The sequence below is a fragment of the Salinisphaera hydrothermalis C41B8 genome (assembly GCF_000732535.1).
Classification (GTDB): Bacteria; Pseudomonadota; Gammaproteobacteria; order Nevskiales; family Salinisphaeraceae; genus Salinisphaera; species Salinisphaera hydrothermalis.
In genome coordinates this window covers 265,996-286,284 of the sequence record NZ_APNK01000002.1, presented here as the reverse complement: position 1 = coordinate 286,284, position 20,289 = coordinate 265,996, and the positions used below count along the sequence as shown (strand labels likewise).

Sequence of the window (20,289 nt, the reverse complement as noted above, 5' to 3'; positions counted from 1 at the left end):
CGTGGCGGGTGAGTCGTGATGTGGTGCAAGTACGGCCATCGGTTGTCCTGGGGTCGGCTTCTTCATTCAGTACGCTCCGGTCGCCTGGCGTATGACGTTGACCGCGCCGGAACTGTCGCGATGCAGCACGCTGTAGAACTGGGTCGTACCGTCGCCGACCTTGATCCGACCGGCCACCAGGAAATACTGCGTGGAGACCGATAGCGATGCCTTGTCGGTATCGCGGCCGGCCAGGGGGTTGGCCGCGCGAAAGCTCTTGATCGATTGCCACGGCGAGCCGGAGCGCATGGCCACCAGTTTCTTGCCGGTGCCCTGCGGCAGCTGGGCAATCGCCTGTAGCACCGGCGCCGGGGCGGTATCCACGTTGATCGCGGTCGCGGTAGGCAGGGCGCTGATATAGGGCGCGAGTTCACGATACAGCAGCGGCGTCATGCCGCGCACCGCCCGTAATTCGCTGGGGCTGACCATAAGCGTGTTGCCGGTGCGATAGGCGGGCGACAGGCCGAGATAATAGTCGTCCTCGGCCCCGTAAGGCCGGGTCGGGTTGATGTCGGAGTCGATCCAGTCGTGAGCCGATTGGGCGATCGTGCGGGCTGTGACCTCGTCGGTATCCGATACCGCCTGGATCAGGCGCACGAATTCGGCTTCGGATGTTTTCGGATCGCCCAGCACCAGATTGTTCAGATTGAAGCGGCCCTGCAAATCGATGATCTGTCCGCTGATCGACCCGCCGTCGATCGGCAGGTAATCCACCGGCCGGGCCCATAGCTCCTGCAGATTGTCGGTCTTGGAATGCCTTGCATCCTCGCGCAGTTTGGTGCCCAACCAGTTCTCGATGCCGATGCCGTACCACCACGCCTGTTCGGCGTTCCATATATTGCCGGAGCGGTGCATGGCCAGCGTCATGCGCGAAATCATGGCCGCGCTGATGATGGCGGCCAGCGCGACGATCAGCATCGCCGTGAGCAGGGCAATGCCGCGTTGTGACCGGGGCGCGGTCACAGATGAGCTCCCGGCAATGCGAACAGCAGGCGCAAATGGCCCCAAGTCTTGGTATCCAGGCGCAGCTCGATGGCAATCGGAGGCGGGTGGGAAGCCTCGCCGGCGGTATTGGAGACCGAGCCGGTGTTGTCCGGCGGCCAGCGGTCCTGCCACTGGCCGTTCTTGTCCAGAAATCGCCATTCCAGCTGGGTCACACCGCTCAACAGATCGGCGTCGACCGGCTCGCTGTCCTGCGCCTGATCGAGCACGCGATAATAGGACCGCACCAGATGGCCGTCGGGGTCGAGCCGGTAATGCACTCGCTGCAGCGTCGAGCGCGGCTCGGCTAGCGGATTCGGCCAGCCGTCTCGCGTGATCGTGAGACCCGTGTCGGCGCTGGCCATCACGGCCGGTTCGGCATCGCCAAAACGATTGCGGGTCGGTCGATCTACGACCTGTTCGATGTCTTGCTGCAGGCGCCAGGTCGCCATTTGCAGGGTCTTGCTTCGATCCAGGGCGGCATCGATCGAATCGCGGGTATTGATCACCGACGATAGGCCGCCGTAGGCAATCGCCGCCATCACGGCGAACACGGCCATGGCCACCAGTAGTTCGACCAGCGTGAAGCCGTGCTGTGCGCGCGCCCGACTCATGAGCTGCCGGTCGACTTGGCGGATGTCGCGGCCGCACCGTTTTTCGATTGTTGCTGCGCGTGCTGGGTTAGGAACCCGCTCAACAGTACGACCGAATCCTTGTCTGGCTGGTGCGTATCAGGGTTGGTCGCGAATACCCGCACGTCGGCGCGCCGAACCTGATCGTCGGGCGTGCCCGTGATCGTGGCTTCCCAATGCCACCGACTGCCGGCCATATTGACATTGCCCTGGCGCCTGCCGGTGCTCGGCCAGTTCGCGGCAACCTGATATTGAACGAGCTGGTTGCGGGCAATCATCTGGGCGATCGTGCGCTGACGGATATAGGTTGCGTAGTCTGCGTTCTGGGCGCCCGCGGAGACGAATGCCACCAGGGCGATCGCCACCACGGCCAGTGCGACCAACACCTCGATCAGCGTGAACCCCCGGCTGCGGCGCTTCATCGATCCACCCGCTTGAGCGTGATGTCGCCGTTCGGCGAGCCGATGATGTCGAACCGGTGTTTCACGCCGTCGGCCGAGAGCTCCAGCGTAAAAGGCAGCAGTTCCCCGCTCGCTAGAAAAAGCGCGGCCGGCACGGCCAGCTGTGGTTTGTCGTTATTGTTGTTGTCCTCTTGTACCGCGGGCTCGCCGGCCTTGCGCCCGGCGATGGGCGAGGCCGGGAGCGTCAGGCTTTTCGCCTGCCGGTTTTGCTGTTTACGGTCGCCGTTGTTGTTGATGCGGTCGATATGGATGTCGTCGTCGAGCCGGCGCGGCCGTAGCGGCGAGTCGCTATCGTCGATGGTTTTCCAGCCGCGGTCGGTCAAGCGGATAAAGCGATAGCCCTGATCGCCGATCTGCAGACCGATCGTCTGACTCGAGAGAATGGCTTCGTCGGCAGCATCCTGGGCCAGCGCCAGTAGGCGCTGCGCCGCGGTATCGAGTCGGTCGCCCGGGCCGCTGGGATTGACGGAAAGCGTGGCGAAGGTCAACACGATGCCGATGATGACCAGAACAACCAGAACCTCGATCAGCGTGAAGCCGCTTGTGGATGACCGGCGCGAGTTCACGAACGGTTCATGCCGGGTTACGGGTTGTCGTTGAGCGTCCAGTTGCCGATGTCGGCGTCCGGACCGTCTCCGCCTTTCTGGTTATCGCGGCCGAGCGTGTAGATGTCGATCGGCCCATGCTGGCCGGGATTGCGGTAATGATAGACGTGGCCCCAGGGGTCGGTCGGCAGGCGATCGAGGTAGCCGCCGGATTTCCAGTTGCGCGGCACCGGCTCGCTGGTCGGCTTGGTCACCAACGCCGCCAGCCCTTGCTCGGTGGTGGGATAACGATAGTTGTCGAGCCGATACAGTTTGAGCGCCGAGTCGATGGCCTTGATGTCCTGGCGAGCCTTCGCTTCGCGCGCCGCGTCCGGGCGGTCGATGATGTTGGGCACGACGATGGCCGCGAGAATACCCAGAATCACGACCACGACCATGATCTCGATCAGCGTGAAGCCGCTCTGGCGGCGCGGCGACGTGGCGGCACGATGACGTGGAAACTGCATATCGAAACTCCTCGCGGGAAACGATGGAAGCGGGGCGGTCACTTGACCAACTGATTGAGATTGAACACAGGCAGCAGAACCGCCAGCACGATCATGAGCACGATCCCGCCCATGGCCAGGATGACGGCCGGCCCGAGAATGCCCATGACGCCTTCACGGATCGTCTCGACCTCACGATCCTGATGATCGGCGGCCCGACCGAGCATGGTATCCAGCTCGCCGGACATTTCGCCGTTGGCGATCATGTGCAGCGTGATCGCGGGGAAAAGTTGTTCGCGCTGCAGGGCGCGGTGAATGGCATCGCCTTCACGCACCCGCGTCGCGGCGCGCTTGATGGCTTCACGCATGGGCACGTTGGTCACCACGTCGGCGCCGATGGTCATGGCATCGAGCGCGGGCACGCCGCTGCTGGTGAGAATGGCCAGAGTTCGGGTAAAACGGGCGGTGTTGACCGAACGCACGAAACGCCCGATCAACGGAATTCGCAGTACGAAGCTGTGGAAGCGGCGCTTGAAGGCCGGCCGCCGCATTCCGTAGATGAACGCCGTAATGGCCGCTGCCAGCAGGATCGCCAGCAGCCAGCCCCAGGTGCGCAAGAAGTCGCTGGTGGCGATCAGCGCTACGGTGAGCGCCGGCAGTTTGGCGTGCACGCTGTTGAACACATGCACCAGCTTGGGCACCACCGTCGACAACAGCCCGATCACGATCGCGATCGACACCACCACCAAAAAAGCCGGATAGATGAGGGCGGCGAGGATCTTCTGGCGCAGCGCTTGTTGTTCCTCGACGTAATCGGCCAGTCCGTTGAGGACCTCGTCGATATGGCCGGATTGCTCGCCGGCGGCGGCCGTGGCCTGGTACAGCGGGCTGAAGCTCTTGGGGAAATCGGCCAGCGCATCGGCGAAGGTGTTGCCTTCGACCACCTGCGAGCGCACGCCGACAATGATCTTTTGTACGCGTTCGTTCTCGGTCTGCTCGGCGACGGCCTTGAGCGCTTCCTCCATCGGTAGGCCGGCATGGGCGAGGGTAGCCAGCTGGCGCGTGAACAACGCCAGCTCGGTCACGCTCATCCCGCGCGAGAACGACAACAACGAACGGCCGGAGGACCCGGTGGCGCGTTCGGCGACCTCGTTGACCTCGATCGGGGTCAGGCCGCGCTCGCGCAGCTGGGCCCGGATCGCGCGCGCGGCGTCGCCCTCGAGCACGCCTTTCTTGCGGCGGCCCCGGGCGTCCAGCGCGGTGTATTCAAATGCACCCATCGGTTATCCCGGTCCTCGCCCCGTCAGCCTTCGCGAGTGACGCGCAGGACTTCCTCAAGCGTGGTCCGGCCGGCCAGCACGTTGGCACGGCCGTCGTCCCGGATACTCGGCGTCGTCTTGCGCGCCTGGGCTTCGAGGGCATATTCGGCCGCCTGCTCGTGGATCATCTGGCGCAGTTCGTCGTCGATCACCACGAGCTCATAGATGCCGGTCCGGCCGCGAAAGCCGGAGTGATTGCAATGCTCACAGCCGCCGGGCTTGTGCAGTGTCGGCGGGTTATCCGGATCGGCCTTAAGCAGCTCGCATTCGCGCCGGTCGGCGGTGTAGGGCACCTTGCAATCCGGGCAGAGTGTGCGCACCAGACGCTGCGCCATGATGCCGATCAGCGATGACGAGAGCAGGAATGGCTCCACGCCCATGTCGCGCAGGCGAGCGATCGCGCCGACCGCGGTATTGGTATGTAGAGTCGAGAGCACCAGATGACCGGTCAGCGAAGCCTGCACGGCGATCTCGGCCGTTTCCAGATCGCGGATCTCGCCGATCATGACGACGTCCGGATCCTGGCGCAGGATCGCGCGCAGGCCGCGCGCGAAGCTCATGTCGACCTTCGAATTCACCTGGGTCTGGCCGATGCCGTCGAGGTAGTACTCGATCGGGTCCTCGACCGTCATGATGTTGCGCGTACGGTCGTTGATGCGTGTGATACCGGCGTACAGCGTGGTCGTCTTGCCCGAGCCGGTCGGGCCGGTGACGAGGATGATGCCGTGCGGCTTGTGCACCAGCGCGTCGATCGCGGTGAGCGTGTCGGCGGGCATGCCCAGCTGCGGCAGATCCAGCCGGCCCGCCTGCTTGTCGAGCAGACGCATGACGACGCGCTCGCCGGTGCCCGAGGGGATCGTCGAGACACGCACATCGACCGGACGACCGGCGATGCGCACCGAAATGCGCCCGTCCTGCGGGATACGTTTTTCGGCGATGTCGAGTTTGGCCATCACCTTGACGCGCGAGATGAGGCGCGGGGCGAGCTGGCGCGGCGGATTCAGCACCTCGCGCAGCACACCGTCGACGCGAAAACGCACGGTGAGTCGGGCCTCGAACGGCTCGATATGAATATCCGAGGCATTTTCCTTGATCGCCTCGGTCAGCAGCGCGTTGATCAGCCGGATGATGGGCGCATCGTCGGAGGATTCCAGCAGATCGGCCGGCTCGGATAGCGCGCGCGCGGCGTCGGACAGGTCGAGATCGTCGTCCATACCTTCGACGATCTGGCTGGACTCGTTGTCGCGATTTTCATAATCGTTCTGGAGCATGGCCTCGAACGCGCCGGCCGCGACGGTTTCCACCCGAAGTCGACGTTTGGTGTGGCGCCGGACTTCCAGCAGAGCGGCAGCGTTGACCGGCTCGCGCGCGATTACGCGCACGCTGGCATCGTCCTGGTCGCCGAGCATGACGCCATAACGCTTGGCGAACGCAAAGGACAGTCGCTCCAGCCGCGAATCCTCCGGTGTGCCGGTATCCAGATGCGCTCCGTTGGCCTCGCCGTCGAGGGGTTCGAGCGTGAGGGTGTCGACGCTTTCGCTCATGTCACGATCCTCCCGGTCGACAAAGCGGTCACGAACTAATCCGAGAACTGGTCGCCACGACGCTTGCCCGAGGACGACGAACCCTTCGTGTCCGACTGCGGCCCGGTATGGGTGCCACCGCTGAACCGATCCATCGGCGGCAGTTGGGGACGCATGTTCTGTTTCATCAGGGGCAAGCGCTTCTTCGACTGCTGCATCTGCAAATTACGCAGATACTTGTACTTCGCAGCACTGTAGCGATTGGATTCACCGTCGCCGCGCAGAATGGTCGGACGGATGAAGTTCAGCAGATTACGCTTGTTGCGATCCACTGCGTTATAGCGGAACAGTGATCCCAGAATCGGGATATCGCCCAACACGGGCACCTGGTTATGCGTAACCTGCACGTTGTTGTCGATCAGCCCACCCAGCACCAGAATCTGGCCGTTCTGGACTTCGACGGCCGTCTGCAAGGTTCGGCTGTTGGTGATCAGGCCGGCACTGGTCGTCTGCTGGGCACTGGGCGCGATCGAGGACACTTCCTCGTCGATCGTCAGTTGGATGGTGTTGCCGGCACTGATCTGCGGGATGAAGGCGAGCTGCAGCCCGACATCCTCGCGGTCGATGGTCTGGAACGGGTTGTTGCCGTTGCCCACGCCGGACGTACCGCTGGTATAGCTGCCGGTCACGAAAGGCACCTTCTGCCCGACCTTGATCTGGGCTTCCTCGTTGTCGCGTGTAATGAGCGACGGCGTGGACAGCACGTTGGTGTCGACGTTGTTCGACAACGCGTTGACGAGCAGGGCGAAATTGACTTCGCCGTTGGTGCTGCCGAGCGCTACGTTGAGGCCTTGCTGAATAAGGTTGAGCGGCGTGCCGTTGGCGGCAGCCTGGCCCACGGCGGACAAGGTCTCGGAGTTCAGAATACTCGCGGCCGCCGGGCCGCCGTTCTTGAGCGCGGCAATGTTGATGCCAAGCTTCTTCGATTGCTGAATCCCGATTTCGGCAATAATGCCTTCCACCAGCACCTGGCCACGCCGAATGTCGAGCTTGGAAATGATGTGCTTGATCTTGCCCATCTTGTCGGCCGGGGCATGAATGATCAGCGCATTCGCGCCCGCCTCGGCGATCACCGCGACATCGCTGTCCTTGGACCCGGAAATACCCTGAACGCTGCCGCCGCCCGAGTTCGAGCTTCCGCGATTGATCGGGCTACTGCTGCCGAACGAGCCGCTGTTGTTGCCGTTATTGCTGCCAAACCCGCTGCTATTGCCGATATTGCTCAACCCGCGGTTGCGGGAGTTACCGGAGGAATAACTTTGTCCGGTGGCATAGGCCTGCAACACCGGCGCGAGCGTCTCGGCATCGGCATAGTTCAGATAGATCACCGCCGTGTCGCCGGATTCCTGCGACTTGGTATCCATGTTGTGGATGATGCGCCGGAGCTTGCGTCGCTGTTCGGCGGTGCCGGAGATGAGTACGCTGTTCGTGCGGTCCAGCGCCACGACGCTGCTGCTGGCGTTCTTCTTGTTATTGCCTTCGAGCTTTTGGATGGCATCGGCCACATCGGACGCATTGGCGTTGGACAGATGTACCTGATCCACGCTCGACGAACCGTTCGAGTCGATCCGGCGTACGATCTTGGTCAGTCGGGCGACGTTAGCCTCGCGGTCCGAGATGACCAGGGAGTTGGATGCCGCATAAGCCGCTAGATGCCCATATTGCGGCACCAGCGGCCGTAGGATGGGTACGAGCTGGTCCGCCGGCACGTTATTCACGTGGAGGACCTTGGTCACCACATCCTCGTTCGTGGCCCCGCCCGAGTGGCCAAAACCACCATCCTGCTTGGCATTGATCTGCGGGATGATCTTAATGACCTCGCCGGATGGCACGGCTGCAAAGCCATGCACGTCGAGTACCGAGAGGAAGGTCTGGTACAGCTCTGCCGGCGTCATCGGTTGGTTCGACAGCACGGTGACCTGGCCCTTGACTCTCGGGTCGACCACGAAATTGCGTCCGGTAACCTCGCTTACTGTCGCGATCAGCGTGGTGATGTCGGCATTCTTCAGATTCAGCGTGAACGAATCGTCCTGGCTGTTCTGGCGGGAAATGCCGGTGGGCGCGTTGGTCTGGGCCAGGGCCGCGGCGGGCACGCAGACGATGGCCGTGCCGATCGCTGCCCCGGCCAGGCGCTGTACCCAGCTCATTGTAGGTTGATCCGAACGGTGCGGGTCTGGCCGTCCTTTTGAAGCGTTACGGTCGCCGTCGACGCGTGCGCCAGGCTGCCAAGCAGCTGCAATGAGGCCGCCGGGTTATCCAGCGGCTTGCCGTTGATTGCCGTCACAAGTTCCCCACTTTGAAGCCCCGCTTTTTTAAACAGGGATTTGTCTGCCCCCGGGTAAATCCGGTAGCCCACGAGATTGCCGTTTTGTCGGGCCGGTCGCAAGCGGATGTAATGCGAGGCCGTCGACGGATCCGCCAGGATTTTTTTGCGGATCGTACCAATGCGATCGGCGACATCGCCCGACACGGTTTGCGATGCGGCGGGGTGGTTATCCTGCGTCGCATCGCTCGACGTATCGGCGGGCGCGGCGGCCGCCGGACTACGGCTGATGCCGGTCATCGACCGTATTTTCTTGATGCTTTCCAGCGTGAGCGTTTCGTAATGTCCGCTGCGATCCAGAATCACCCGATCAGTATAGATCGCGTGCAGTTTGACGCCCGAAACGATCGACTGGCCGACCTTATAACTATCCTGCTTACCCTTCGGATTCTTGATTAACGCGCGCGAACGCTGGCCGCGGCTGTCCGAGACGATACCCGTGAGCTCGAGGTTGAGATGCGTCTCAGGTGCCTTGATCTGTTTGACTTGATCGGCCTTGCTATCGGCGGCGGGTTGTTCGCCGAACAGATGCGCGCCGGCGATCGCGTCGATGTCGATCGATTGACTCGATGCGGCTCGGCTACTGGCATCGGCGCCGCTCGGGGCGACCGCCTGTGCGGGCGGCTCGGGCCAGACCAGCCAGAACAGGCGCGCGGCGGCGAGAGCGATCAGCGCAATCAGAATGAGATTGGCGATATCGGGAGCGCGCATCGCCCAGCGGCGTGCGTCGCGCGGGAGTTCCATAGCCATGGCGCGAGTCTAACCAACAGGACGACGCCTGCGTTATATAAATTAGTGGTGGTTGTACTTGATCTTGCGCGGGGTAGACTAGAGCATCGTCTGCTACGAGGCCGTGACAATTACCCGAATTCATGGGCGCGGTCGAGCCAGGCGCTTGTACTCGAGCGGCCGCGAGGGCGGAAGAACGGTTTGCTTATGGGCAATGAACGACTGACAACGCCGGCCGTCGGCTTAGTGGGCGCCAGTGCATCGCCGCGGCCGCGCCGCCGTATGGGCGCATGGGCGGGGCCAGGTGTGTCAGCGAGTAATACGCGCGGTGCCGGCTCGGCCCGACGTCATCCGGCGCGGGCCCGGCCCTGGAATCGTTAAAGATGTACCTCGAGTACTTCGGCTTCGATAGTTACCCGTTCGCGGTTACACCGGATCCGTCCTTTCTTTATCTCAGCCGCAGTCATCGCGAAGCGCTCGGCCACCTGCTTTACGGCGCCGGGGAACACGGTGGTTTCGTGGCGCTCATCGGCGAAGTCGGCACTGGCAAGACGACGTTGATCCGTGCCGTCGTGGCGAACGATACGCCCAATCTCGATGTCGCGCTCTGCTGGAACCCGCATCTTGGCGTGACCGAATTCGTGGGCACGATCTGCGACGAGCTGGGCGTGAGCTACGACGCCGAGCGCGACACGACGCTCAAGGCGCTCGTCGATCGCTTGAACCAGCATCTGCTCGAGGCGCATGCCGCCAACCGCCGGACTGTGTTGATTATCGACGAAGCACAGAATCTGTCGCGCGAGGTGCTGGAACAGCTGCGTTTGCTCACCAATCTGGAGACGCACAAGGATAAGCTTCTGCGCGTGATCCTGGTCGGCCAGCCAGAGCTCGAGGGCGTACTCGCGCGTCACGACCTGCGCCAGCTGGCGCAACGGATCACGGCACGTTTCCGGTTGCAGCCGTTGGGCGTTGCCGAGACACGTGCTTATGTCCAACATCGCCTGGCGCGTGCGGGCGGCCCGCAGCATCTGTTTTCCCGTTCGGCGATCGTCATGTTATGCGCGCTGACTCGTGGGGTGCCGCGCTTGATCAACATGGTCTGCGAGCGTGCGCTGATGGGCACATACGCCCACGGTCGTGCCTATGTCGGGCCGTGGACCGTGCTGCGGGCGGCGATGGAAACCTTGCCGGCGCGGCCGCGCCGGGTGCGTTCGCGCTGGTGGCGCTTCGCGGTGCCCACCGGGGCTATTGCATTGATCGGTATCGTCGTAGGGCTGGCATGGTTGCCGGATATCCCCTTGACGAACGCCGCCGAATGGATTCGCGGTGCGAAGGCCAGCGGAGATCAGGTCGCGCAGGCCGACGATAGCGGCAAGGACAGCCAAACCAAGACGGCAACAGAGGCGTCGAAGAAGGACAGTGCCGCCAGCGATTCGAAGGCCAACGCGCCTACGGCGACCGCCCAAGCTCAGGACACGGATAAGAACAAGGACGCTAAAGACCCGGATCCGGCAGACGCCCAGAAGAGCGGCAGCAAGCCGGACGTGAAAGACGCCGACAAAACGAGTCATGATCCCAAGTCGGATGCAGGCGCCAAGTCGGACGACCCGAGCAAGAAATCCGACAAGAACCAGTCGAAAGACCAATCTAAGGACAAGCAGAGTCCGAAGAAAGACACGTTCACGCTGCCCAAGGGCAATGCCGACATTAACCAGGTGCTACGGCTTTGGGGCGTATTCGGTGCGCAGATCCGTAGCGGCTGCTCCGATCTGCATGTCGGCGATTTGCGTTGTCTGGACGACACCGGCGATTTCGCGACGGTACGACGTTATAACCGTCCGGCCTTGCTGATTCTCAATGAGAAGAATCATCACCAGACCGTACTCCTGAGTGGGGTGAACAAGGACGGTACGGTCACGCTGGTGGGTGGCGACGGTACGCGCGATGTGGATCGCGACCGCCTGCTCAAACTATGGACCGGGCGGTTCGAGGTGGTCTGGCGCTCGGACGCCGGCGTGGCGCTGATTCAGCCGGGGTCGGTGGGCAATGCTGTCGTCTGGTTGCGCAAGCGCTTGATGCAGATCGACGGCAAAAACCCCGACAATCAGGTAGGCAAGCCTTCGCCGGTGTACGACGACGCGCTTGGGAAGCGACTCAAGGCCTTCCAGAAATCCCACAACCTCAAGCCCGACGGCATCGCCGGTCCGCGGACTCAGATGATGCTTAACGGTGCGGTGCCGTCACCTGGCGCGCCGTCGCTGACACCGGTCAAGCCTTCGGAAAAGAAGTAAGTGTCTTATCTCGTCGATGCCTTGAAGAAAGCCGAGCGCGAGCGGTTCACGCGTCAGGCACAAAGCGCGAACGCGTTGTCGGTCGACAGCATGCCGGTTGCATCCGGATCGCGCGCAAATGGTCCGCTGATCTGGTTGGTCGCCCTGCTGGTCGCGAGCAACGTGGCGCTGGCGATTTATGTCTGGCGGCCGCGCCCGGCGACCTCGGCGCCGGCCGTACCGATGGCTGCGGCACAATCGTTAACGCAGGTCGATACGTCATCGACGCCCGATTTTTCCGTGGCGAACAGGTCGGCGAGCGAAACCGCTAACGGCGCAGCGCCCGCCAGCGGGCCCACGAAAAGCTCGCCAGCGCAGACGCCTGCTGTCAGTGCAGCGACGGCGCCACCTGCCGTGGCGGAGCGGAAAAATGCCCAAGTCGCGGACGCGAGTAGCGCGAACGGCGCCAGTTCGAACGGGCATGTGACGTATTCGAAGACTCCGCTCACAGGCGCGGGCAGTCAGGAGGCCGCCGCGGGACGCGTGGCGCACACGAGTGGGGAGAGCCAGGGCTCGGGTGACGCGAATGTGCCCGATCAGGCGGATATGAGCGACGTACCGTCGGTCGAGATCAACGGCCAGCTGTATAGCACCGTGCCCGGACGCAGTTTCATTCTGGTCAACGGTCGGCGGTATCACGAAGGCGAGCGCCTTGCGGCCGGCCCGGCGGTCGAAAGTATCGGCCCGAACGGGGCGACCCTGCGCTACCACGGGCAGCGCTACCATGTGCCGGGACCGGGTTAGCGGGGCCATCTTCCCTCGGGCGCGTCGGGCGATGCCGGGCCGCCTGAGCAGAATTGTTCTCTTCGTTCTGGCCGCAACGGCACTCTCCGGCGTCGCGCAGGCCGATTCGCTTCGCTGCGACGGACGGCTGGTCACCGACGGGGACCCGGTCGTCAGCGTGCTCCGTGCCTGTGGCGAGCCAAGTTTTCGCGATCCCTGGTGGGGTAATGCGCCATCGAGCGGCGTGCCGCCAATGATGGAATGGACCTATAACCACGGGCCGCAGCGTCTGATGAACCAGATCGTCTTTCGCGAGGGCAAGGTCATCGCGATCCGCACGGCCGGTTACGGCTTTCGTGCCGGCACGCCGCCGCCCAGCGGCAGCTGCGAACCGACATCCATCGCGCCCGGCCTATCCAAGTACCGTCTGATCCAGTTCTGTGGCGAGCCGGTCCAGCGTAGCGGTGGCTATGTGTACTCGACCGTGTACGACGACGGCGTACAGCGCTATTTTCTGCGCCATGGCGGCCATGCCGTCTATCGCGAGCGCTGGATCTACAACTTTGGCGCCAATCGCCTGTTGCGCGAGGTCACCCTGGAAAACGCGCGTGTTGTATCGGTCCAGACGCTGGGACGCGGCTTCGATCGGCGCTGAATGAAGGCGCGCGAGGTCGGATCAGCCGATGGCCCGGGTCAGCGCCGGGATCACCTCGAACAGATCGCCGACCAGCCCGTAATCCGCGATTTCAAAGATCGGCGCGTCCTCGTCCTTGTTGACCGCCACGATCGTGCCCGCGTCCTTGATGCCGGCCAGATGCTGGATGGCGCCGGAAATACCGAAGCAGATATATAGCTCCGGGGCGATGATCTTGCCGGTTTGGCCGACCTGCATATCGTTCGGCACGTAGCCCGCATCGACCGCCGCCCGTGAAGCGCCGACCGCCGCGCCGATGTGATCGGCGAAGTCGTAGATCACGCGAAAATTTTCTTCGCTCCCCACGCCGCGACCGCCAGTGACCACACGCGGCGCGGTCCCGAGGTCGGGGCGTTCACTCGTATGCGTATCGGTGCTGACGAAGCGCGTGTGCGTCGGCAGTTCGACATCCAGCGACAAGGCTTCGAGTTCGGCATCGCCGTCTTCTGCGGCGGGCTCGAACGACGCGCCGCGGGCCGTGGCGACCAGGATGCGGTCGGCGGGCGCGACGATGGTATCGACGGCGTTACCCGCATAGGTCGGCCGCTGAAACTCATAGGCGCCGGTGACGTGCATCAGATCGGTGACCATGGCCACGCCCAGCAGGGCGGCTACGCGCGGCATCACGTCCTTGCCAAAACTGCTGTTCGAGCCCAGGACATGGCTGTAATCCCCAGCTTTCACGGCCGCGACGATCTGCGGCGCGGCCGTGGCCGCCATCGGGTGGGCATGGGTCGGGTGATTGACATAGCGAACACGGCGTACGCCGCTCAGCCGGGCGGCCTGGGCGGCGACTTCCGCGCCGTCCTCGGCGAGCACGAGGATATCGATGGCATCGGCGTCGAAATCGGCCGCACAGCGCACGGTCTTGCGCGTGGCGGTACTCAGCTGGCCGTCACGATGGTCGGCGATGATCAGAATCGTGCTCATAGCAGGCCCTTGTTCTTGAGTTCGCTTACCAGCGCTTCCGGCGAATCGACCATGACACCCGGCTTGCGCGGGGCGGGTGCGGCCGTATGCGTGACGCGCAACGACGTGTCGGCCTCGACCCCCAGCGCCTCAAGGCTGGATTCCTCGATCGGCTTCTTCTTCGCCTTCATGATGTTCGGTAGTTTGAGATAGCGCGGTTCGTTGAGGCGCAGATCCGCGGTAATCACGGCCGGCAAGTCGATATCGAGCGTCTCCAGGCCGTCATCGACCTCTCGGGTCACGCGCGCCGATGTCTCGTTGATTTCGATTGTGGAAGCGTACGTTGCCTGGGGCCAGCCGAGCAGGGCGGCGGTCATCTGGCCCGTCTGCCCGTTATCGTCGTCGATCGACTGTTTACCCATCAGGATAACGTCGGGCGCTTCGCTTTCGACCAGCGCCGAGAAGGTACGCGCGGCGGTCAACGGCGAAACCGCTTCCTCGTGCGCTACGCGGATCGCGCGGTCGCAGCCGAAGGCCAGGGCCGTGCGCAACTGCTCGGCACAGGCCGCGTTGCCGATGCTTACGGCCACCACCTCATCGACCGTGCCGGCTTCCTTCCAACGGATCGCCTGTTCCAGCGCGATTTCGTCGAACGGATTGACGCTGTGCTTCACGCCGTCCGTGATCACGCCGGAGCCGTCGTCGGCGATGCGGATATGCACGTTGTAATCGATCGCGCGCTTGATGGTCACCAATACTTTCATAACAAGTGTCGTTGCATGAACCAGGCCGGAGCCGGCCGAACGGCGCCCTAGGGTACAGGAGGCGGCCGCTGCGTATCCGGGGGAGACGCAAGCCAAAGAGCGGGCCCGCGGCCCGCTCTTCGAGTGCGCTGGATAGCGGCTCGATTAGCCGTGTTCGACGAGCTCGATCCAGTAGCCGTCGGGATCCTTCACGAACGCAATATGGTGCATGCGACCGTCTTCGGGGCGCTTCTTGAACTCGACGTTATTCTTATCCATCCAGTCGCAGGCGGCCTGCAGGTCCGGGACGGTGAAGCAGATATGGCCGAAACCCTGCGGCTCGGAGTTACCGTCGTGGTAGCGGGCGTTCGGATCCTTTTCCGTGCCCCAGTTATGGGTCAGTTCCAGCACGCCTTCACGGCGACCCACGTATTTGGCGCGCTCGCTGTCGTCTTCGGGGACATCATCGCCTTCCGTGGTGGCGAGGAAGTACAGCGTGAATTCCCCGTTCGGGTTTTCGCTGGTACGCAGCAGGCGCATGCCGAATACCTTGGTATAGAACGCGAGTGACGCTTCCGGATCGACCACGCGGATCATCGTATGGTTGAACACGAACCCTTGGGTTTCGCCCGGTACCTGCTCGTGTACGCCCGGGCCGTTCTCGGTATTGAAAGCCATGTGTCAGTTCCGACTTGGATTGTGCGCATACTATGCATCAGCCCGGCGCGTCTGAGAAAGCACGGCCGGCCACATCGGGTCGCGTTCGATTCAATGTTGTATAGAATCGATCGAGTCCAATCGACCCAAGCTCAGGAGCGGCTCTTGAAAGCGTCCGATCTTTTCGTTCGATGTCTCGAGGAAGAGGGCGTCGAATATGTGTTCGGTGTGCCCGGCGAGGAAAACCTCGACCTCATCGAATCGCTGCGTGGCAGCCGTATCCAGCTCGTGGTCACGCGGCACGAGCAACATGCGGCTTTCATGGCGGCCACCTACGGCCGTCTTACCGGCCGTGCCGGTGTGTGTCTCTCGACGCTCGGCCCGGGCGCAACCAATCTGTTGACGGGCATTGCCTATGCCCAGCTCGGCGGCATGCCGTTGCTGGCCATTACCGGCCAGAAGGCCATCCGGGATAATCGACAGGGCAAGTTTCAATTGATCGATGTGGTGGATACGTTCCGCCCGGTCACCAAGTGGAACAGTTCACTGACCGACAGCGGCGTGATTCCGCGCAGTATCCGCCATGCGTTCAAGGTCGCCGAGGCCGAACGGCCGGGCGCCGTGCATTTGGAACTACCGGAAGACATTGCCAGCGAGGCGATCGAGCCCGCGCGTCCTCAAAAGCGGGTGACGTTGCGTCGGCCGAACGCCGACGAACAGGCGCTGGACGTGGCCGCGCGCATGATTCGCGACGCCGAGCAGCCGGTAATCATCTACTCGGCCGGCGCCAACCGCAAGCGTATTACCGAGCAACTGACGCGCCTGTGCGAAGAACTCGCGCTGTATGCGATCGGTACGCAGATGGGCAAGGGTGTGGTGCCGGACGACCATCCGCAGAGCCTGTTCGGCATGGGCATCCACAAGCACGACTACGTGCATACGGCGATCGATGAGGCCGATCTCGTCATCACGCTCGGTTATGACGTGGTCGAGTATCCGCCCTCGGTCTGGAACGAGGGCAAGGACAAGACCATCCTGCACATTGATTTCGTGCCGGCGGATCCGGACGAATACTACAGTCCCGCGCACGAGGTGATCGGCGATATATCGAATACGCTGAAGGCGCTCGGGCAGCGGCTGGAAGGCGTACGCTTCGATAATCCGCGCATGACGCGTCTGCACGACTATGTCGCCGAACAACTGCACGTCAGCGCTTCGGAATATAGCTATCCGCCGCGCCCGCAGCGCGTGGTTCAGCAGGTGCGCAGCGTCATGGGCCGGCACGACATCATCAGCCTCGATAACGGGATCTACAAGATCTGGTTCGCGCGGATGTACCCGGCCTACAGCAACAACACCGTCTTGCTCGACAACGCTCTGGCTAGCATGGGCGCGGGATTGGCGGCGGCGATGTCGGCCAAGATGGTGCACCCGGACCGACGCGTTATGGCGATCTGTGGCGACGGCGGTTTCATGATGAATAGCCAGGACATGGAAACCGCGGTACGGCTCGGCCTCGACTTGGTCGTGCTGTTGCTGCGCGACAACGGTTTCGGCTTCATCCGCTGGAAGCAGGCCGGTGACGGCTTCGCCGATTTCGGTATGACGTTCGGCAATCCGGATTTCGTCGACTATGCCCGTGCCTACGGGGCAACCGGGCTGCGCCACAGTGAAGACAACACGCTGTCCGACGTCCTGGAACACGCCTTTGAGATCGGCGGTGTCGTGTTGGTCGACTGCCCGATCGACTATCAAGCCAATGCCGCGCTGAACGACATACACGCCGTGCCGGACGCCATCCTCGACGGCGAGGGAGGTTAGGCCGGACGACAGCAATAGGGCCGGGGGCGAAAGCGCCCGGCTCGAAAAACGGAGCGGGCGCAATTTCAGGATGGTGCCGCCGGAGGGACTTGAACCCCCACAGCCTTTCGGCTACTAGGACCTAAACCTAGCGTGTCTACCAATTCCACCACGGCGGCGTGCGGCGCATTCTAACCGATCCAGACGCCGTCGCCCAGCTATCAATGTTCACCCTGCTGTGCCACGGCATAGCCTTTACAGGCACAGCAGGAGATCGAAATTGCTTTAAAAGTAGAATCTGGAGATCGACGCTAACTTGTTGAAATTAGTGTGCTGCGTCGAGCTGGTATCCGACACCGTGCACGGTGCGGATCATCTGGCGGGCGGTGGGGCGTTCAAGCAGCTGACGCAGTCGATGGATATGTCCGCGCAGCGCCGCGTCGGATTCCGGCGGGTTGTCGTTCCATATCTGTTTTTCGATCTGGGCACGCGTGACCACGCCGGGGCAGGCTCGGACGAGCAGCTCGAGAATACGGAAGCTGATCGGCGCGAGTTCGACGGGCACTTGGCCGCAGTAGACACTGTGGGCTTCCAAATCCATATGCAGCTCACCGGCGGTGAGTTGTGAAAGCCCGCGTCCATATTCAGTGAGCAGGGTCTTGAGTTGTTGATGCAGTTCTCGCGGCTCGGTTGTGCGCAGAGCAAATGCATGCGGGCCACAGGTTTCGGGCTCGCAGGGCTGTAGCGAACCTGCCGCGAGCGCCAGAACAGGTGTACGGCGCCCGGCGGCCTCGACCAGCCGCTGGCAGAACGCATCCACGCCGCAGCCGGGCATGGCGCTGTCGAGCACGACGATGTCGTACCGATTCATTTTGCATAAGCGAAGCGCGAGCCCTTCGTCGTCGGCGTAGTCCGGCTCGTCGCCGGCGGCTTCGATCGTGTCCCCGATCTGGGTGGCAAGAGGGATATCGTCTTCGATGATCAATACATGCATTGCCGGGATCCCGAGTCTGTTGTCTATCGGCGGGGGTACCGCATCCCAGCGCTATGACAATGATTTAGCGGCAAGGTTTACTCGGGAGGGAAAAAAAAGACGACCCGTAGGCCGCCTTGAATCCGGGCCGTTGGTGTGGCTCAGGTCTGGATTAGATCCTCGATTCGTATCGGCAGATCGCGGACTCGTTTGCCCGTGGCATGGTAGACCGCGTTGGCGACTGCGGCGGCCATGCCGGTGATACCGATTTCGCCGATGCCGCGAACGCCGAGTTCGTTGAATTTCGTGTCGGGGTGATCGAGCAGGATTACATCAACAGACTCGGGCTGGTCGAGATGGGTCGGCACCAGATATTCGGCATAGTTGTTGTTGATCGGCATGCCCGTACGGTGGTCGTACTCGGTCTGCTCGAACAGCGCCATGCCAATACCCATGTCGATCGCGCCTTCCACTTGGTTCGCGGCGGTCTTGGCGTTGACGATCTGGCCGACGTCGATGGCGCTGACCACGCGATGCACGCGCAAGCGCGAAATGCCCGGGTCCCAGCCGATCTCCACGAAATGAGCGCCGAACGAGCGGAATGAGTACTCATCGCCGCTGGCAGCATTCGTGTGCGCTTCGCCGAATGCCTCGCCGATTTTTCTGGCCTTGAGCACGTCGGCGAAACTGAACGACCGGCCGTTGCCGTGCAGTTTGCCGTTCACGAATTCAAGCTGACCGGCGTCGCGGCCGGCGAGCACGCCGTCTTCTTCCACCGCATGCTGTTTGAGCGCGTCGATCGCCTTGGCGGTGGCATTGTGAATCGCGGGCAGGGCGGTTGCGGTCGCCCACGATCCGCCGGATAACGGGCCCTTTGGATACGAGCTGTTGCCGAGTTCGACCTCGATGCGCTCCAGCGGCAAGCCGGTCAGGCTGGCCACGGTCTGCGCCACGATGGTGTACGTGCCGGTGCCGATATCCTGAGTGGCGCAGGAGGCGAAGGCGGTGCCGTCGGCCCGCAGGGACACGCGTGCGTCGCAGTCCCGTTTCATCGCTTCCCAGTTGCAGGCCGCCATGCCCCAGCCGAGGATTTCCGGGCCGCGCATCATGGACCCGATCTTCGGATTCCGCTTCGACCAGCGGAACTTGTCGGCGGCCTTGTCGTAGGCTTCCAGCAGGTGGACGCTGGAGAATGGCAGATCCTTGCTGCCGTCACGATCCGTATAGTTCCGACGCCGGAATTCCAGCGGATCCATGCCGATCTGTTCGGCCATTTCGTCGATGGCCGATTCCAGCGCGAACAGTCCTTGGGCGGCGCCCGGCGCCCGCATCGAGGTGGGCGTGCCGTGGTTCACCTGTACCGTGGATTCGGTAATGCGAACATTGTCGCAGCCATACAGGCTCTTGGTGCAGCTGCCGCAGCTCTCGACGTAGCGGTTGACGAAAGAGGTGGTATTGATCGAGTCGTGGCTGATCGATACCAGTTTGCCATCGTCGTCGGTGGCCAGGCGGATCTTCTGTTGGGTCGCTGCGCGATGGCCCGTGGTCGTGAACATCTGCTGGCGCGGGACGACGAGTTGCACCGGCCGGTCGAGTTCGCGGGCGGCGGCGGCACAGGCTACTGCATGCGGCCAGATCCATAGTTTGCTGCCGAAGCCGGAGCCGATGTACGGCGCGCGGGCATCGATCCGGGCCGGATTGATGCCGAAGATCGCTGCCATCGTGTGCTTGGCGAACACCACGCCCTGGCTGGCTTCGTAGAACGTCAGATGACCGTCGTGCCAGTGCGCGGTGGTGGCATGCATCTCCATCGGGTTGTGGGTTTCGATCGGCGTGGTGTAGGTCGCTTCGATCTTGTGTGCCGCGCCGGAATACGCCGTATCGGGGTCGCCACGCTCGTGCTTCTTGTTGTCGGCTGGCTTGGGCTCGCCTTGCGCCAGCGCCTGGGCCAGACTCGTGACCGGCTTTTTGGCGCGATAGGCCACGTCAACGTGATATGCGGCGTCGCGCGCATTTTCGAAGGTATCGGCGACCACGAGGGCCACGAACTGGCCGCCGTAGTAAACATGATTATCCTCGAACGGCAGCCGGGTTTCGTCGACCTTGTTCTGCTGGACGAAGCTCGACGGTGTGCGATGCAGGTTCGGGAAGTTGTCGTGGTGAAAGATTTCGATCACGCCCGGCATTTTTTTCGCCCGCGAAACGTCGATCGACGTAATCTCCCCGGCCGCGATAGTGGAGAACACGCCGTAGGCATAGGCCAGATTCGCGGGATAGTGGTCGGCGGCATAGGGCGCCGACCCGGACAGTTTCGCGGTGCCGTCGATGCGCGGCTTGGCCGCGCCGATGATATCGGTACTCAT

General features: G+C 62.9%; 18 protein-coding genes and 1 tRNA gene. 4 read left to right on the top strand and 15 right to left on the bottom strand.

Annotated features, from left to right (window positions below; all coding sequences use genetic code 11):
* Positions 1-66: 66 nt before the first annotated feature.
* From gspK to gspC, 9 genes are read right to left on the bottom strand one after another with little or no spacing between them, the layout of a single operon-like run.
* On the bottom strand, positions 67-1,002 hold the full coding sequence (gene gspK / locus C41B8_RS02855; RefSeq protein ID WP_037333623.1) for a type II secretion system minor pseudopilin GspK: 936 nt from the start codon (positions 1,000-1,002) through the stop codon (positions 67-69).
* On the bottom strand, positions 999-1,634 hold the full coding sequence (gspJ, locus tag C41B8_RS02850) for a type II secretion system minor pseudopilin GspJ (protein ID WP_037333620.1): 636 nt from the start codon (positions 1,632-1,634) through the stop codon (positions 999-1,001). The genes gspK and gspJ overlap by 4 nt, the downstream gene beginning before the upstream one ends.
* Positions 1,631-2,074, bottom strand: coding sequence for a type II secretion system minor pseudopilin GspI (gspI, locus tag C41B8_RS02845; RefSeq protein ID WP_051882862.1), 444 nt, complete (start codon positions 2,072-2,074; stop codon positions 1,631-1,633). Before gspI ends, gspJ begins: the two co-directional genes overlap by 4 nt.
* The gene (gspH, locus tag C41B8_RS19300) at positions 2,071-2,679 is read right to left on the bottom strand and encodes a type II secretion system minor pseudopilin GspH (RefSeq protein ID WP_051882859.1); all 609 of its coding nucleotides are present in this window, start codon (positions 2,677-2,679) and stop codon (positions 2,071-2,073) included. Before gspH ends, gspI begins: the two co-directional genes overlap by 4 nt.
* A 17-nt stretch (positions 2,680-2,696) precedes the next feature.
* Positions 2,697-3,164, bottom strand: a complete 468-nt coding sequence (gene gspG, locus C41B8_RS02835) for a type II secretion system major pseudopilin GspG (RefSeq protein ID WP_051882857.1) — start codon at positions 3,162-3,164, stop codon at positions 2,697-2,699.
* 38 nt (positions 3,165-3,202) lie between these two features.
* Positions 3,203-4,423 (bottom strand): type II secretion system inner membrane protein GspF, encoded by a 1,221-nt coding sequence (gene gspF / locus C41B8_RS02830; protein WP_037333616.1) that lies wholly within the window; start codon positions 4,421-4,423, stop codon positions 3,203-3,205.
* A 23-nt stretch (positions 4,424-4,446) separates the two neighbouring features.
* Positions 4,447-6,006, bottom strand: coding sequence for a type II secretion system ATPase GspE (gspE, locus tag C41B8_RS02825; protein ID WP_037333613.1), 1,560 nt, complete (start codon positions 6,004-6,006; stop codon positions 4,447-4,449).
* A 35-nt stretch (positions 6,007-6,041) separates the two neighbouring features.
* Positions 6,042-8,192, bottom strand: a complete 2,151-nt coding sequence (gene gspD, locus C41B8_RS02820) for a type II secretion system secretin GspD (protein ID WP_051882855.1) — start codon at positions 8,190-8,192, stop codon at positions 6,042-6,044.
* Positions 8,189-9,118: a type II secretion system protein GspC gene (gene gspC / locus C41B8_RS02815; protein ID WP_084188408.1), complete on the bottom strand. Its 930-nt coding sequence runs from the start codon at positions 9,116-9,118 to the stop codon at positions 8,189-8,191. Before gspC ends, gspD begins: the two co-directional genes overlap by 4 nt.
* 362 nt (positions 9,119-9,480) lie before the next feature.
* Between gspC and C41B8_RS19295 the strand changes: the two genes are divergently transcribed.
* From C41B8_RS19295 to C41B8_RS19290, 3 genes are read left to right on the top strand one after another with little or no spacing between them, the layout of a single operon-like run.
* Entirely contained in the window at positions 9,481-11,388 is a 1,908-nt protein-coding gene (locus C41B8_RS19295; RefSeq protein WP_051882854.1) for an ExeA family protein, read from the top strand.
* Positions 11,389-12,171: a general secretion pathway protein GspB gene (locus C41B8_RS02805; protein ID WP_037333608.1), complete on the top strand. Its 783-nt coding sequence runs from the start codon at positions 11,389-11,391 to the stop codon at positions 12,169-12,171.
* Entirely contained in the window at positions 12,152-12,805 is a 654-nt protein-coding gene (locus C41B8_RS19290; RefSeq protein WP_332254097.1) for a DUF2845 domain-containing protein, read from the top strand. Before C41B8_RS02805 ends, C41B8_RS19290 begins: the two co-directional genes overlap by 20 nt.
* Positions 12,806-12,826: 21 nt before the next feature.
* Here the strand turns inward: C41B8_RS19290 and C41B8_RS02795 are convergent, their stop codons facing one another.
* The 3 genes from C41B8_RS02795 to gloA all read right to left on the bottom strand — a co-directional run bounded on the left by C41B8_RS02795 (position 12,827) and on the right by gloA (position 15,174).
* On the bottom strand, positions 12,827-13,774 hold the full coding sequence (locus C41B8_RS02795) for an electron transfer flavoprotein subunit alpha/FixB family protein (protein WP_037333605.1): 948 nt from the start codon (positions 13,772-13,774) through the stop codon (positions 12,827-12,829).
* The gene (locus tag C41B8_RS02790; protein WP_037333602.1) at positions 13,771-14,517 is read right to left on the bottom strand and encodes an electron transfer flavoprotein subunit beta/FixA family protein; all 747 of its coding nucleotides are present in this window, start codon (positions 14,515-14,517) and stop codon (positions 13,771-13,773) included. Before C41B8_RS02790 ends, C41B8_RS02795 begins: the two co-directional genes overlap by 4 nt.
* A gap of 144 nt (positions 14,518-14,661) precedes the next feature.
* Positions 14,662-15,174, bottom strand: a complete 513-nt coding sequence (gene gloA, locus C41B8_RS02785; protein ID WP_037333599.1) for a lactoylglutathione lyase — start codon at positions 15,172-15,174, stop codon at positions 14,662-14,664.
* 144 nt (positions 15,175-15,318) lie between these two features.
* On the opposite strand from gloA, the gene C41B8_RS02780 reads away from it, so the two are divergent.
* On the top strand, positions 15,319-16,974 hold the full coding sequence (locus C41B8_RS02780) for an acetolactate synthase large subunit (protein ID WP_037333598.1): 1,656 nt from the start codon (positions 15,319-15,321) through the stop codon (positions 16,972-16,974).
* A 71-nt stretch (positions 16,975-17,045) separates the two neighbouring features.
* On the opposite strand, the gene C41B8_RS02775 is transcribed toward C41B8_RS02780, so the two are convergent.
* The 3 genes from C41B8_RS02775 to C41B8_RS02765 all read right to left on the bottom strand — a co-directional run bounded on the left by C41B8_RS02775 (position 17,046) and on the right by C41B8_RS02765 (position 20,289).
* Positions 17,046-17,132, bottom strand: a tRNA-Leu gene (locus C41B8_RS02775).
* Between the two features lie 146 nt (positions 17,133-17,278).
* Entirely contained in the window at positions 17,279-17,947 is a 669-nt protein-coding gene (locus tag C41B8_RS19285) for a response regulator transcription factor (protein ID WP_051882850.1), read from the bottom strand.
* 140 nt (positions 17,948-18,087) lie between these two features.
* Positions 18,088-20,289, bottom strand: coding sequence for a xanthine dehydrogenase family protein molybdopterin-binding subunit (locus C41B8_RS02765; RefSeq protein ID WP_037333595.1), 2,202 nt, complete (start codon positions 20,287-20,289; stop codon positions 18,088-18,090).